A 14,475-nucleotide genomic window follows, 5' to 3' on the forward strand; every position below is an offset into this window, starting at 1 on the left:
TGGAATGTCAACACTAAATCGGACAATTATTTAAAGGTTCATTAACTTGTATTCAGTCGGTGTTAAGTAATCTAATGATCCATGAATTCGAATAGTATTGAACCAGTGAACGTAGTCAAAAAGTTCAAGGTCAAGTTCCTGTTGGCTAGAAAAAACCGCACCACGAACGAACTCTGTTTTGATCGTCTTAAATGTGGCTTCTGCGACGGCGTTATCATAGGGCGTTCCTTTCTCACTCAATGAACGCTCAATGCCAAAGGTTTCTAATGCCTGATCGATAAGTTTGTTCTTAAACTCACTTCCTCTGTCCGTGTGGAATAATTCGAGGCGCTGAAGATTGTATTTAACCGATGCAAAGGCACGTTGAACTAACTCAGCACTTTTATGAGGACCTGCGCTGTAGCCAATAATTTCACGATTATATAAATCTACTAATACACAAATATAATGCCATTTCTGTTGAACACGTACGTAGGTTAGATCACTGACAACGACTTTCAGTTCTTGCTCCTGATTAAACTCCCGGTTTAGTGTATTCCCAATTTCTGATTCATTACAGCTTGTTTTTGCTGGTTTAAACTGAGCTACTGTATATTTGGAAACCAGGCCCTGCTCCTTCATAATCCGCCCAATACGGCGTCTTGATACAGTCCAGCCTTTCTTTCTTAGCTCAATTTTAATCTTTCTTTGGCCGTAGTTATCACGGCTGTTCTTAAAAATATCAACGATCAGTTCCGACAACTCTTCATCCTGGTCGTCTCGAATTTTTGCTTCATAATAGTACGTACTTCGGGCCATTTGCAGGACATCGCACATTGCTGATACCGAGTATTTGTGGCGGTTGTTCCGAATCACATCTACTTTCGTCCCATGATCAGCGCGGCTTGCTTTAAAATATCATTCTCCATGGCAAGCTTTTGATTCTCTTTCCGCAGCCGAATCAACTCTTCCTGTTCGGGTGTACGGTTGTCTTTTTCTTCAAAGGATCCACTGTTCTGGTGCTGCCGAACCCACTTATCAAAGGCAGAAGGCGTCAGCTCGTATTCTTTGATAATTTCTGCACGGGGCTTGCCAGAAACATGAAGTTGAACGATTTGATCCTTAAATTCTTTTGTATAGCTTCTTCTCGGACGCTTGGTCATGTTTGATTCTCCTCAGAGTTTATTTGAATCAAGTGTATATGACCTTAACGAAACTGTCCAACTAAGTGTAACCTATTCACGCTCTATTTTCTCACAAAAGAGGGACTGGATGTACTAAAAGAAGTGTAGTGCTTAAAAAAAGTGTCTCTCCTTTATTACTTACCAGCATCGATTAAATTTTTTTCACGAAAGAAAAGCCACCTCTGTACATGAGATGGCTTCATTATTATCCGATCGGTAGCTGTTGTTGATTGGACAAGACGCGATGAACCTGAATCCCTTGATCGTCTGGCTTTAGGACGTCTACCTCGAACTGAGGGTACTGTTTTTGCAACTGCTTTTGAACCCATTCCCCTCTTCCTTTTGGCGAAAGGCAGAGCATGGTCGGCCCAGCACCACTAAGTGCTGCTCCATAAGCCTCTGTCTCCTCTTTTACGTATCGGATCACCTCTTGTAAGTGAGGAACTAACCCTAGGCGATAAGGATGGTGGAACACATCTCGCACCATCATTTCGCCAACGAGCTCCCAATTTTCCTTTAATAAGGCTGCCACTAATACGTTGCTGACACTGCTCCCACGGACCGCTTCCTTATAGCTCAACGACTCTGGTAAAATGCCACGAGCTTTTTTTGTTAGTAACTCCTCCTTTGGCACGAGAAGAACTAAATCAAGGTCTGGCACACCTCCATGAATGACATGGGTTTCTGTCGATAAATGGGTCCCAATGACCAGTCCACCATAGACGGATGGGGCAATGTTATCTGGATGACCTTCCCACAGACTCCCAAACCGCACTTTATCTTCGGCAGCTAACGGCTGACCTAACAGTTGATTAGCTAGTTCAATTCCTGCGACAATCGCTGCGGCACTGCTCCCAAGTCCACGGGCTAATGGGATGTTGCTCTCCATTTGCACATGGCAAGGCGGAAGAGTTTTCTCAAGCTGTGACGCCACATGCTCAGCCACTTGGTAGACGAGATTCTCTTTTCCTGATGGAATTCCGACGAGATCGGCTGATTGAGTCGAAAAGTGCCATTCGCTTCCTTCCGTCACAGTGAGCGTCAAATAACGGTTGACGGCAAGACCAACCGAATCAAACCCTGGCCCTAAGTTGGCGGAGCTTCCAGGAACGGTAATCTGGAAGGGGAGGGTCATTTAGGAACGCCTCCTTTAATATGATCCAAGAATGCCTGTTCATCATTTGGCAAGACGGCAGGATTGACGTCAATCGTGCTCATGGCCGTATTTGGATCTTTCAAACCGTTTCCTGTTAACACACAAACAACGGTACTTCCTTTTTTTATTTCTCCTGATGCAATCTGTTTTCTTAGACCAGCGATGGAGGCGCATGAAGCTGGCTCTGCGAACACACCTTCTTTTTGTGCTAATAACTGATAGGCTGCCAAGATTTCTTCATCTGTTACCTCATCGATTTTCCCGTTTGATTCGGCAGCCGCCTCTACTGCATAGGTCCAACTCGCTGGATTCCCAATGCGAATGGCGGTTGCAATGGTTTCTGGCTCTTCAATCACTTGATTGCGGACGATGGCTGCAGCACCTTCCGCTTCAAATCCGCGCATTTGCGGGAGACCAGTCCCTTTCTTCTCGTGGTATTCTTTAAAGCCTTTCCAGTAGGCTGTAATGTTCCCAGCATTTCCTACAGGAATCGCGAGCACATCAGGCGCTTGCCCAAGGGCGTCACAGATTTCAAATGCCGATGTTTTTTGGCCTTCGATTCGATAAGGATTCACAGAGTTTACGAGGGTAATCGGTTCTTTTTCGCTAATGGAACGGACGATATCAAGGGCATGATCAAAGTTCCCTTTAATCTCTAACACTTCCGCTCCATACATAACCGCCTGCGCCAGCTTTCCGAGGGCGATTTTCCCTTCTGGAATTACAACGATACAACGTAACCCTGCACGGGCACCGTAAGCAGCCGCAGCAGCCGACGTATTTCCTGTTGAAGCGCAAATGATCGTTCGACTGCCTTCTTCTTTGGCTTTGGCAACCGCCATGACCATTCCACGATCTTTAAAGGAACCCGTTGGATTGGCGCCTTCGTACTTGACGTATGCTTTGACTCCCCATTCCTTTGAAAGGTTCTCCAACGGAATTAAAGGTGTATTTCCTTCCCCTAGAGTAAGTAATGGGGTTTCTTCTGTTACTGGTAAAAATTCTTTATATTCTTGTAGTAAGCCTCTCCACTGACTCATCTTATTTTCCTCCCTCTACTCGGTAGCTGCTTTCTACCGATTGAACGACATCAAGGGCTGCAAGTGTGCGATGCAAATACTCGTACGTTTCCTTGTCCGTCGTGTGCGTAATGATGATAATTTCTGCTGCTGCCTCCCCTTTAATCGGAAGCTGAAGTAATTTCTCAAAGCTTACATCCTTTTCAGCAAAAAGAGATGTAATCGCTGAGAATGTTCCCGCTTTATCTAATACTTTTAAGCGGAAAAAGTATTTCGCAAACACTTCATTGTCTGCTTTTAACGTCTTTTTATGTAGCGGCTTCGCGCCGTCATGACCGTTTACGCGATAGCGCATGTTTTTTAAGACGGAAACAAGATCTGACACGACCGCTGTTGCGGTTGGCAATGAACCTGCTCCTGGCCCATAAAACATCGTCTCACCTACAGCTTCCCCATAGACATAGACCGCATTATATTCATCGTTCACAGCAGCTAAAGGATGCTCCTTAGGAAGCAATGTCGGTTGGACGCTCACTTCCACACGATCCCCGTCTCGGTCTGCTAAACCGATCAGCTTCATCGTGTAGCCAAGCTGTTCACAATATTCTAAGTCCGTTTTTGTCACCGACGAGATCCCACGAACGACAACATCATCTAGCTCCACATCCATCGAAAACCCAAGTGTAGCAAGGATCGCCATTTTCCGCGCCGCATCCAATCCTTCTACATCAGCCGTCGGATCACTCTCAGCAAATCCTAACGCTTGTGCTTGTGCGAGCACTTCTTCATAGTCTAGGCCTTCTTTTGTCATTTTCGTTAGGATGTAATTTGTTGTTCCATTCACAATCCCCATCATTTTCGTAATCCGATCAGCTGCAAGACCGTCCGTTAAACTGCGAATGATCGGAATCCCTCCAGCTACGCTCGCCTCATAAAACAAATCACAGCCGTTCTCTGCAGCAAGAGATAAAAGCTCTGCTCCGTGAACAGCCATTAAATCTTTGTTTGCCGTTACGACGTGCTTTCCGTTCTTAAGGGCACGTACAATATATTCCTTCGCTAACGTAATGCCGCCCATGACCTCAATGACAACATCAATGTTAGCATTTTCTACAATCTCTTCTCCGTAAAGCGTTACCGACTCCTCTGAGAGGGCTACATCTCGAGCTTTCGATCGATCACGAACAAGTACCTTTTCGACTTGAACAGGCAAGCCAATTTGATGCCTAAGCTCTTGTTGGTGATTTTCAATCAGCTTCACCACACCACTGCCAACCGTCCCAAGCCCTAATAGGCCTACCTTCAAGACCTCGCTCATTCTCTCCACTCCTAACCATACCACAGGTGATCATGTTCTTTTAATAAAAACAAATGTTTATCTATAAAGGACATTATAACGTTCTTCTTTTTCCATGACAAGGGAAAAATTTGATTTTTCTTAACCTTTCACACCCATCTTTCCACTGCGATGCTCCACAGGCTTGTCCCCTGCATTCCCTTGCTAAAAACTCCCTTCGCTTAACGGGTGGCAAAGGGAGTTGGAAGAGGCTCTGCCAAAAGCCAATCGACCATCGGTAGCTCATGAGGATTTGGAAACAATTGTTGTTGAATCATTCGTAAAAACTGTTCGTGGGCAGTCTCCTTTTCAAATAAGCGCAACACCTCTTTTTCAAGCGTGCGACGTTTTTCTTCGATTTGACAGGAATAGTAGTCTTCGATGGTTTGGAAATAGTGAACAGGAAAAAGCAACCGAGCAAAAATGAATCGCCGGCAAAGACGAGATAATGGAGCGTGCTGTCCATACGCATGCAAAAAGGATTGAATCGCCAAGGCACGATCTTCAGGACGTGCGATCTCTAATTCTTTTGAGCGGAGCCATTCCGCTAAATCTCGGCTCGGATGGTCGTACACAAATTCAGTCGGTACCTTTAATCTTCCATTTTCAAGGCGAATCCATGTATCTTTATGAAATCGTTTATGGCAAATGGTCCCTCGCTCACGTTCGATTCCACCTTCATCGTAATGAGCATCCACGGCAAACTGAATAGCATTTTCCGTCATCCCCAAATAGTAAGGAAACGTAAACAAAAACTGCTCATCCACAAGTGTCCTCGGTCCTTGTGCCAATAACCGTTGGTGCCATTCCTCTAACTGCTCCAATCGTTTTTCCCACAATCGCGGCCACTTACCATAGGCCCCCTTCTGATAAGCCGTGCCCACATACTGCGCACCTGCCTGATGAAACGTCGCTAAGTGCCGGCCAATGTCCTCGTCTGTTTGCAGCATTCCAAATCGTTCATATTCATAGGGAATTTGAAATAGGTAGACATCTTGCCCGTCAATTTTAGCGTGTAACGGTCCAGTTTTTGCCTTAATTAATTTTAGTACTGTTCCATCACCAGCCCGTTGTAAGTACTCCCCCATCTCCAATATGGCGGCCTCTTCATCAGGCTCAATCTGCTCCCGGGGCACAAGTAAATACGGCTGACCCTGTGCATAAAACCCTTGAAACCGCCCCGTTCGAAAACGTGAATCACAATAAAGCTGAAATGAGTCATACACGTTTCGTTCAAACATGGAATCACTCCCTCACGTACCAGTTCATAACATAGTCTATGACCCATTCGCATAAAAAGTGTTCTTCGCTCGTAGACTAAACAAAGCAAAGAGCTTGACCAATTCGTTAAGCAATGGAGAGGTGACAGAATGAAACGTGATAACGTGGTTGAACGCAAAGCCCTGGAATGGTTAAAGCAGCGCGGGGTAACGGTTGATGATATTGCTGAATTAGTTCATTTTTTACAAGGCCCGTACCACTCTGATTTGAAGTTATCGGTTTGCAAAGAAAATGTAGAGCGTGTCCTGAAAAAGCGAGAAGTGCAAAATGCTATATTAACTGGGATTCAAATTGATGTGCTTGCTGAAAAAAATGCGTTAGAAGAACCGTTAGCCAACATGGTGAGACGAGATGAAGGTCTATACGGAATCGATGAAATCATCGCCCTTTCGATCGTCAACATCTATGGTTCTATCGGGTTTACTAATTATGGTTATATTGACAAACAAAAACCAGGGATTTTGAAAGACCTTAACGACAAATCAAATGGTCAGTGCCATACTTTTTTAGATGATATTGTAGGTGCAATTGCTGCCGCCGCGTCCAGTCGTTTAGCCCATTCATTCGCTCATGAGGATGAAGACTTTGATGATGATTAAAACGATGATTAGAAAAACGTACCTCACTGCTGCAAGCCTTGGATGATGAAAGCTACCGATTTTAGATAAAGTTGACTTCCAAATAATGAAAAAGGACGAGGGGAAACGATTCCTACTCGTCCTGCTTTTACGAAATGTTTAAGACACACGGTCAGTTTCTGAAACATCTTGGCTGTCTAACGGAAAATGAATCGTGATTTTCGTTCCATTTTGGTGTGACGACTGAACATCAATCGTCCCTTTATGAACGTCCACAATCGCTTTGGCAATGCTCATGCCAAGGCCCGATCCATCTGTTTTCTCCTCTGTATTGGTTCTAACAGGAAGAGGTACGGTGTATCATAGGAAGAGTCTAGCTGACGTGTAATAAAATAATCCTTATATTGTTGCCTTTCTTCGATTTGTAATAATTCAGTGAAGGTATACTTAGATGGCAAATCATCTTCACCGTTCACTGTGTAGATGACCGTTCCCTTTTCATCAAGTATTTGTAGCCACATATGATGGTTCTCTAGCTCTTGCTCCCAAAGCGAATTAAAGCTGATTTCCCCATCCAAAATGACGGTCTCTGTCACAATCAGATCAAGAGCACCAACGGTAAAGTTTCGCTTTAACTCTTCTTTCGTTAATATATCTAAAATTAGAAAAATAACGATGCAAAAGGTAATCATGCCGATTAAACAAAAAACAATAAATTGAAATGAGAACTGCAAGGCGATGCGCCGCTTGATCGAACTCATGCCTCAGGCTCCTTCACTAGCTTGTAGCCTAGGCCTCGAACCGTTACAAGATAACGTGGGTGGCTCGGATCGATTTCGATTCTTTCTCGAATTCGTCTAATATGAACCATAACTGTGTTGTCATCGACAAAGCTGTCCATTCCCCAAACAGCTTCTAACAATTGCTCCTTCGATAAAAAACGATTTGGATGCTTACAAAAGTAGCATAGCAATAAAAAAACTTGAGCCGGACAAGGGACCTTCCGTCCATCAACTAAAAGTTCACCGGCTAATTCGTTCACCGTAAATCGATCAAACGTAAAGATTCCCTTAGTCATCGAGGTTGTAGCCACCTGTTCTTTTGCAACACTATTGACCTCTCGCCTTAATCGTGCGTTAATCCGCGCCACAATTTCCAATGGGTTAAATGGCTTCGTTACATAGTCATCAGCGCCAATCGCAAAGCCAGTCAGCTTGTCTAAATCTGAAACTTTTGCGGTTAAAAATAAAATGTATGCTTGCGTTAACCCTCGAATTTGTGGACAAAGGTCAAATCCGCTCCGAACTGGCAACATAACATCAAGCAAAATCACGTCCAATGTATAGTTTTTTACGTAATGAAAAGCTTCTTCTGCGTTATATGCAGTATAGATCGTCGAAAACCCTTCCTTGCGCAAAACGGTTTCGAGCATTTTCACAATCGCCTTTTCATCATCTACAATGAGAATGCTTCGCTCTTCCATTCTTTCCCCACCTCTATTCCTCATGTTAGCATAGCTAGCTTAAGAGAACCTTACCAATCTTTCTACGGATGTTAACTCTTTGTAAGGAAGTGTTTCTCTACAATTAAATATCGGACCTTATTCTTAGAGTTGTAGAAAATTGAATGAGGAAAAGAGGCTATTCAAATGAACGAACGAATTCAAACGATTGATGTACTACGAGGATTATGCTTATTCGGAATCTTACAAGCAAATTTGCTCATTTTTCAATACGGGATCTGGGGGAAAGATGAAATTTCGCTCTTCTCCTTGTCACCTTTTGACACAATGAGCTATTATGCCGTGAAACTTTTTATAGAAGCGAGCTTCATGCCGATTTTTGCCTTTTTATTCGGTTACGGAATGGTGATTATGAGAGAACGGAGCATGGAGCGTGACGGAAAACCGAAGCGAAAGCTTGCTCGCCGCTTTCTTTTTATCCTTTTTCTAGGCTACCTTCATAGCACCTTCTTATGGGAAGGCGACATATTACTTACTTATGGAATGATCTGCTTTATTCTGTTACTGTTTGTCGCTCGAAAAAAGAAGACGATCCTAATCTGGGCGACGATACTCCTTGTTCTCTCCAGCTTGTTCGGCTTAGGAGCTGAGATCGCAGCGGATAGTGATGAAGAGGTGACTTCTTATATTAAGACGACAAATCACGTCTATCAGACCGGAACATACCTAGACATTAAGGCACATCGAAACACTTCTGATCCAGGTGATCTCCTTGATATGCCTAAGGAAGCCTTCCTCTTCATTTCTGTCTTTGCTATCGTGTTAATTACACCTATGTTCTTGTATGGGATGTATGCGGCAAAACGAAAATGGTTTGTTCATCCGACACAAGAACAGGGTCGCTACAGGAAAGGCCTGCTGTTTATTCCAGTGGGAGTTACATTAAAGGCATTGCCCCTATTATTTTCAGGAATACCGGTGCTAGGTGTACTCTCTCTCCCTGGATCATATGTATTGGCATTCGGTTATATTTTTCTAATTGCTTATTGTTTTGCGAAATGGCGCAGCCATCCGTTGTTTAGAGCAGCTGCCAACGTCGGGAAACTATCGTTGACAAATTATTTGCTCCAAACCGTTGTTTGTACATTTATCTTTTACGGATACGGCCTTGGCTTGTTCAGTCGACTCGGTGTATTCTTTGGAATTTTGCTAGGGATCGTCCTATTCTCCCTTCAATTAATCGGAAGCACCTATTATTTGAAGACTAGAAAAAGCGGACCTTTTGAATGGTTGCTACGAGCCTTTACGCATTGGACGCTACCTTGGAAGCTGACAAAGAGAAAAGAATCCCAGAACTTGACGCCAAAGCAAAGCGCGTAAGATCGTTTGTGTGCTACCCAGAAGAAAAAAGCGAGGGAGTTTCTTCCTCGCTTTTTTCTTACTCTTCAATGGATCTCTGCCAGTCTGCCAAAGACTCGCACGTATAGGTCGGCTGCGCTTCTTTTTGTTTAAGCGCCTCTTTTGTTGTCACACCTGTATGGACCAGAAGTGTATCTATTCCTGCATGGATCCCAGCTAAAATATCTGTATCGTAGTTATCACCAATGAGAAGCGTCTCTTCTTTCGTTGTCCCAAGTCGCTTTAACGCTTCTTCTATTATAATCGGGGACGGTTTTCCTACAACAAACGGCTTCACTCCCGTTGTCGTAGCCACGACAGCAGCTAACGAACCGTTCCCTGGCATTAGCCCTTTTTCAGTCGGCAATGCCGCATCTCCATTCGTAATAAAAAATTTGGCGCCTTGGCGGACATATGTAGCTGCCTTTGCCAGTTTTTCATAGGAAATCGCTCGGTCTAGTCCCATAACAACATAATCAGGCTGCTCGTCTTCTGAGACCATCATTCCGCTTTCCTTTAAACTTTCTAACAAGCCTTCTTCACCAATAACAAACGCGCGAACGAACTCCTTTGTCCGCGTTAAATAGCTTGCCATTGCCATACTGGACGTAAAGACATGCTCTTTTGTCGCAGGGACATCCATCGACTTAAGCAAAGTCGCTACAGTTTTAGGAGACTTTGTTGAATTATTTGTAACAAACAAATAAGAAGCTGATTGCTTCTCCAACTGCTTTACGAAGGCCACTGCTTCTGTGATCACTTCTGACCCTCTGTACATCGTACCATCCAAATCAATCAGAAAGCCGCTGTAACGTTTCATCTCACATCATCCCTTTCTTTCTGCTCCCACATTCTTAATGCTTCCTGTTAGGTCGTTTTATCCTTTATCTTAGGAAGTTACAAGGCCTATCAAATCCGAATGACGGTAGAGGGATGAACCAAGGTTAAGTGTTTTGGTTCACCAATTAAATGCACATAAAAAAGAGGATAGATGAAGCTTTTTCCCCTTGTCCATCTATCCTTTCTTCACTTTTATAACCCCGAAAGTACCTTACTTCATTTATCCATCAACAGATGGTTTTTTTAACGTATAGCTACAATAGCCCGCTTCATCCTTAGCGGCACAACAGTTATCAACGACCGCTTCCGTTTGCAATAACTCCTTAAAAAGCTTTTTCTCGCAAGCACAAGCAACTGGATAAGCTTTAGCGACTTGTGAGATTGGACAGTTGTATTCAATAAATTGATATGTGTCATCATCAATTTTTTTCCATTCAACCATATAGCCGTTATCGTTTTGAATCTGTGCTAACACCTCTACACGCTCAGAAAATGAACATCCCTTCATTTGATTGGCATATTCAGCGAGCAGACGCTCTTTCCGTTTCTCAAATAGAACGTGAATCATATCGATTCCAGATAACTCCTCAATATCCTTTAAAAAACCAAGGGTGAGAGGTAAATAATTACGTGGAAATCGTTCCTCGCCCTTTTCCGTTAACAAATACTTTGTCGTTGGACGACCCATGGCTTGCCTGACGAGCTTTGTTTGCACAAATCCGTCTTTTTCAAGGGCTTGAATGTGCCGACGAACAGCCATTTCCGTTATTTCAAGCTCCTTGGCCATTTCGCCAACACTCCGCTCCCCGTGCCGTTTTAGCCCGAGCAAGATTAAATCACGAGTGGAGGTGGTTTCATTACAAAGCATTTCATCACCATCCTTCCCCTTCTATTGTAAGCCAACTTTGTCCTGTTGTAAATTTTCAAGCATGTTTGTTGTTTTCTGGCAAAAACGCAGAGACGGGTCCAAGCTCTTTCTCCAAATACGTTCGCACACGCTCTGGAAATCGTTTCACCGCTTCTACATGTTGATCAAACGTTTGTTTAAGATGCTGATGATCGATAGTGGTATAGGCTTGTACGACTAACTTGCGGCAAGCGATAAGTGCTTTTAGCGATTGGCCGTCTGCTTCATCCACGACGTTTTCGTCGGTCAAAATGTCCACAATATCTTCATAACTTCCAGGGTCCCTCATAATAAACCCATCGATCATGCTGTTCCCTACATCAATGACCGATTCAATGACGAGATGGGCGATGCGCTCCAAAGCTAATCGCTCCGTCTCAGACGTCCACTCTGATTGTGAACAAAAGTGCTGGACAAGCTTTTCCATATGCCTTAACGTTTTTTCAATGGTTTTTCGATCAACAAAGTACATGCATAACACCTTCTTCGTATGAATTAGTATAACACAATGATGAAAACAACAGGAAAAAGAAGAACATAACGAAAAAATATTTCATCTTAAACGTGATTTTTGTTATGATTAAATATGTATATTTTTGTAGTATCGTAACGCCTGCAACGGGATTGTATCTCGTGTTTGGCAAAAAAGCAAGCATACTGGAGGAGAATCATTTGGATCGGGAATTAGCATTAGAAATTGTTCGTGTAACCGAAGCAGCCGCCCTTTCGTCTGCTCAATGGTTAGGACGCGGGAAGAAGAATGAAGCAGATGATGCAGCCACCACAGCGATGCGAACGATGTTTGATTCAGTTAACTGTAAAGGAACGGTCGTCATTGGTGAAGGGGAGCTAGACGAAGCTCCCATGCTTTATATCGGTGAAGAAGTAGGAAGCGGCCACGGTCCTGAAGTCGATATTGCCGTTGATCCGTTGGAAGGAACGAATATCGTCGCGAAAGGACATCCAAATGCAATGGCCGTGATCGCCGTCGCCGATAAAGGTACATTGCTTCATGCCCCAGATATGTACATGGAAAAAATTGCTGTCGGTCCTAAAGCCGCCGGATTGATTCGCTTGGATGACCCGATTGAAAAAACGATCGACATTGTGGCAAAAATGACCAATAAACGTGTTCGCGATGTCACCGTCATTATCCAAGAGCGAGAGCGCCATGACGAATTGATCGAACGGATTCGAAACAAAGGCGCACGGGTTAAACTTTTTGGTGACGGAGATGTGGGCGCAGCTATTGCAACTGCCCTACCACAAACGGGGATCGATTTGTTTATCGGCACAGGTGGTGCTCCAGAAGGTGTCATTTCCGCGGCAGCCATTAAAGCACTTGGTGGCGACATGCAAGCACGACTCGTTCCAATGAACGACGAAGAATTTGAACGCTGTAAACGAATGGGGCTTGAAGATCCACGTCAAGTACTGAGCTTGGATGATTTAGTCCGCGGAGATGATGCGATTTTTGCTGCCACTGGGGTATCCTCTGGTGAGCTTTTAGAAGGGGTGCGCTTTCTCGGTGGGGATTTAGTGGAAACAGACTCCATTGTCATGCGAGCAAAAACTCGTACCGTTCGATACATCAAAGCCCACCATCGCCTTGATCACAAACCCCATTTAATAATTAACGACTGAGGCTTGGACAAAACTAGCCAAACGCAATAAAAAGGTTCGAATCATTTTGTTTTGATGATCCGAACCTTTTTTCTGTTAGCACACCTAATCTTTCTTAGGAAACAGGCAATGACTTTCTATAAATATGATAAGCTAAAGGCAGAATGTTCTGAGGAGGAAACAACGAATGAGTGAACGCTTTTTTTTATACGATGATACGGAGAAAACAGACACTCGGTTTGTGAGCTTCATGGGGGAGAACCAACGCTTTGATTTAGCGATTACTTACACGGAGCGACATTACGGCAAAAAGCTCGTCCTTGATATGCAATCTAATCGATTTGCTATCATTGGCGAAGACGATCTAGCGGAGCCTGGCTATTTAGAGCATGTGTACAAGCTTGATGAAGAAACTGCCGCTGAGCTTCGCAGCTTTTTATATGAAGTCATCTGATTAAAAATTTTTCTTCATACTAATAACAGCCGAACGATTTGTTCGGCTGTTAAGTATATCAAGATTCCGTTTTTACTCGTTTGACGACAAAATAAGCACATCCGAAATTACAGTACTCGTACAAGTAATCTTGAAGAGTACTAATTTTTTTATCGTATGTTGATTTCTTATTTTGATCATCGAAGAAGCCACGAAGCCGCAATTGATTGTATCCCCAATCGCCGACAATGTAATCATACTTATTGAGCACATCGCTGTATCGCTCAACAAATGCCTCTTCATTCCACCCGTCTTTTACGTTTTCAATCACTTCAAATTGCATGTTTGAAATGCGAACCATCCTGGCCCACCTCTCTTACGAAACAGAGACCTTTGCTCTTATTTCTCTTGATTCTAAACACCTATATTGTATCACATTGTTCGGAAACGTCCATCCTCTCTTCTTAGAAAATATCCATCTTTTTCAATCAGTAAATCGGTACATGTTGGGTCATTCTTTAAAAAGAGGAGGGAAAGATGATGAAAAAGCTTATGATTTACGTGATGATTTTTGGGCTGTGCTTCACCGTTGGCTGTCGAGCACCTGAGGTAGGTCAGCCTGAAGTAAACAGCCGCAATTCTTATTACAATCAGCAAGTCGATGGAGAAGGTTATAATGTTTTAAACCAAGGCGACCGAACCGATGCAGGACCTTTAGCGCTTGGTTATAGACGGTATGAACGGGTTCAAGTACATCAAGAAAATGGCCAGCAAACAGTCACTCCTGTCATTGACCGAGATCGTCTGGCCGATGGAATCACTCGTCTCGTATTAACAAACGAGACGGTTGACGAAGCCGCAACTCTAGTGACTGATGAGCACATCCTTGTGACTTATACGACCAATGCAGACAATCGTGACTATGTGGCCGATCAGGTGAAGCGTACGGCTTTATCTGTCGCGCCAAGATATTATGATGTCTACATTTCCGATGACCATGAGCACTTCCAAGACATTGAACGTTTCCAAGGATTACAAAGCAATTCTCCAAACATCGAAAACACGATTGAGCAAACGATCGAGAAGATGAAACAATCGCCTCAAGGCTGGTATGAAGGCGATAAGGATGACAATATGGACTATATGAAGAAAAAGCACCAGCGTCTCTTGCAACAAGGTAATTCTCGTAAGAATGATTAACGTAAGCAAAAGGCAGAAAAGAGACGGCCAGTAGAGCCGTCTCTTATTTTCGTGCACCAAATCTAGGCTGTGTATGCCT

The 14,475-nt window shown here is 43.6% G+C and carries 17 protein-coding genes; 5 read left to right on the top strand and 12 right to left on the bottom strand.

Going from position 1 to position 14,475, the window contains the following annotated elements:
- Positions 1-30: 30 nt before the first annotated feature.
- The 5 genes from E2L07_RS10605 to yutH all read right to left on the bottom strand — a co-directional run bounded on the left by E2L07_RS10605 (position 31) and on the right by yutH (position 5,915).
- Positions 31-1,142 (bottom strand): IS3-like element IS655 family transposase gene (locus tag E2L07_RS10605; protein WP_134228893.1). Its coding sequence is split into 2 segments (ribosomal slippage): positions 31-893 and positions 893-1,142, totalling 1,113 coding nucleotides; the frame shifts between segments, so codons are not numbered across the junction.
- Between the two features lie 226 nt (positions 1,143-1,368).
- A complete protein-coding gene (gene thrB, locus E2L07_RS10610; protein ID WP_010899558.1) occupies positions 1,369-2,298 on the bottom strand; it encodes a homoserine kinase in 930 nt (309 codons plus the stop codon).
- The gene (gene thrC / locus E2L07_RS10615) at positions 2,295-3,359 is read right to left on the bottom strand and encodes a threonine synthase (RefSeq protein ID WP_010899559.1); all 1,065 of its coding nucleotides are present in this window, start codon (positions 3,357-3,359) and stop codon (positions 2,295-2,297) included. The genes thrB and thrC overlap by 4 nt, the downstream gene beginning before the upstream one ends.
- Before the next feature lies 1 nt (position 3,360).
- Positions 3,361-4,656, bottom strand: a complete 1,296-nt coding sequence (locus E2L07_RS10620; RefSeq protein ID WP_134229548.1) for a homoserine dehydrogenase — start codon at positions 4,654-4,656, stop codon at positions 3,361-3,363.
- Between the two features lie 200 nt (positions 4,657-4,856).
- On the bottom strand, positions 4,857-5,915 hold the full coding sequence (yutH, locus tag E2L07_RS10625) for a spore coat putative kinase YutH (protein ID WP_134229549.1): 1,059 nt from the start codon (positions 5,913-5,915) through the stop codon (positions 4,857-4,859).
- 129 nt (positions 5,916-6,044) lie between these two features.
- Here yutH and E2L07_RS10630 point away from each other — a divergent pair, with 129 nt between their 5' ends.
- Positions 6,045-6,554 (top strand): phosphatidylglycerophosphatase A family protein, encoded by a 510-nt coding sequence (locus E2L07_RS10630; protein WP_053430356.1) that lies wholly within the window; start codon positions 6,045-6,047, stop codon positions 6,552-6,554.
- Positions 6,555-6,692: 138 nt separating this feature from the next.
- Here the strand turns inward: E2L07_RS10630 and E2L07_RS10635 are convergent, their stop codons facing one another.
- Genes E2L07_RS10635 through E2L07_RS10645 form a run of 3 tightly spaced genes read right to left on the bottom strand, consistent with a single transcriptional unit; the run spans position 6,693 to position 8,016 of the window.
- Positions 6,693-6,830, bottom strand: a complete 138-nt coding sequence (locus E2L07_RS10635; protein ID WP_134229550.1) for an ATP-binding protein — start codon at positions 6,828-6,830, stop codon at positions 6,693-6,695.
- Positions 6,827-7,294, bottom strand: a complete 468-nt coding sequence (locus E2L07_RS10640; protein ID WP_134229551.1) for a hypothetical protein — start codon at positions 7,292-7,294, stop codon at positions 6,827-6,829. The genes E2L07_RS10635 and E2L07_RS10640 overlap by 4 nt, the downstream gene beginning before the upstream one ends.
- Complete coding sequence (locus E2L07_RS10645) at positions 7,291-8,016, bottom strand: response regulator transcription factor (RefSeq protein WP_134229552.1); 726 nt, start codon at positions 8,014-8,016, stop codon at positions 7,291-7,293. Before E2L07_RS10645 ends, E2L07_RS10640 begins: the two co-directional genes overlap by 4 nt.
- 165 nt (positions 8,017-8,181) lie before the next feature.
- Here E2L07_RS10645 and E2L07_RS10650 point away from each other — a divergent pair, with 165 nt between their 5' ends.
- Positions 8,182-9,375, top strand: a complete 1,194-nt coding sequence (locus tag E2L07_RS10650) for a DUF418 domain-containing protein (RefSeq protein WP_134229553.1) — start codon at positions 8,182-8,184, stop codon at positions 9,373-9,375.
- A 58-nt stretch (positions 9,376-9,433) separates the two neighbouring features.
- On the opposite strand, the gene E2L07_RS10655 is transcribed toward E2L07_RS10650, so the two are convergent.
- From E2L07_RS10655 to E2L07_RS10665, 3 genes are all read right to left on the bottom strand, one after another.
- Positions 9,434-10,213, bottom strand: coding sequence for a TIGR01457 family HAD-type hydrolase (locus tag E2L07_RS10655; protein ID WP_053430352.1), 780 nt, complete (start codon positions 10,211-10,213; stop codon positions 9,434-9,436).
- A gap of 240 nt (positions 10,214-10,453) precedes the next feature.
- Positions 10,454-11,101, bottom strand: coding sequence for a helix-turn-helix transcriptional regulator (locus tag E2L07_RS10660; protein ID WP_010899567.1), 648 nt, complete (start codon positions 11,099-11,101; stop codon positions 10,454-10,456).
- Positions 11,102-11,156: 55 nt separating this feature from the next.
- On the bottom strand, positions 11,157-11,612 hold the full coding sequence (locus tag E2L07_RS10665; protein WP_134229554.1) for a DUF86 domain-containing protein: 456 nt from the start codon (positions 11,610-11,612) through the stop codon (positions 11,157-11,159).
- A gap of 200 nt (positions 11,613-11,812) precedes the next feature.
- Between E2L07_RS10665 and glpX the strand changes: the two genes are divergently transcribed.
- Both glpX and E2L07_RS10675 read left to right on the top strand, forming a co-directional pair.
- Positions 11,813-12,784 (top strand): class II fructose-bisphosphatase, encoded by a 972-nt coding sequence (gene glpX / locus E2L07_RS10670; RefSeq protein WP_053430350.1) that lies wholly within the window; start codon positions 11,813-11,815, stop codon positions 12,782-12,784.
- Between the two features lie 166 nt (positions 12,785-12,950).
- Positions 12,951-13,217: a DUF3055 domain-containing protein gene (locus E2L07_RS10675; RefSeq protein WP_010899570.1), complete on the top strand. Its 267-nt coding sequence runs from the start codon at positions 12,951-12,953 to the stop codon at positions 13,215-13,217.
- A gap of 58 nt (positions 13,218-13,275) precedes the next feature.
- Here the strand turns inward: E2L07_RS10675 and E2L07_RS10680 are convergent, their stop codons facing one another.
- Complete coding sequence (locus E2L07_RS10680) at positions 13,276-13,557, bottom strand: YutD family protein (protein ID WP_010899571.1); 282 nt, start codon at positions 13,555-13,557, stop codon at positions 13,276-13,278.
- A 179-nt stretch (positions 13,558-13,736) separates the two neighbouring features.
- On the opposite strand from E2L07_RS10680, the gene E2L07_RS10685 reads away from it, so the two are divergent.
- Positions 13,737-14,396, top strand: coding sequence for a YhcN/YlaJ family sporulation lipoprotein (locus tag E2L07_RS10685; protein ID WP_134229555.1), 660 nt, complete (start codon positions 13,737-13,739; stop codon positions 14,394-14,396).
- Positions 14,397-14,475: the final 79 nt, after the last annotated feature.

The sequence above is a fragment of the Halalkalibacterium halodurans genome (assembly GCF_004376175.1).
GTDB classification, from domain to species: Bacteria; Bacillota; Bacilli; order Bacillales; family Bacillaceae_D; genus Halalkalibacterium; species Halalkalibacterium halodurans.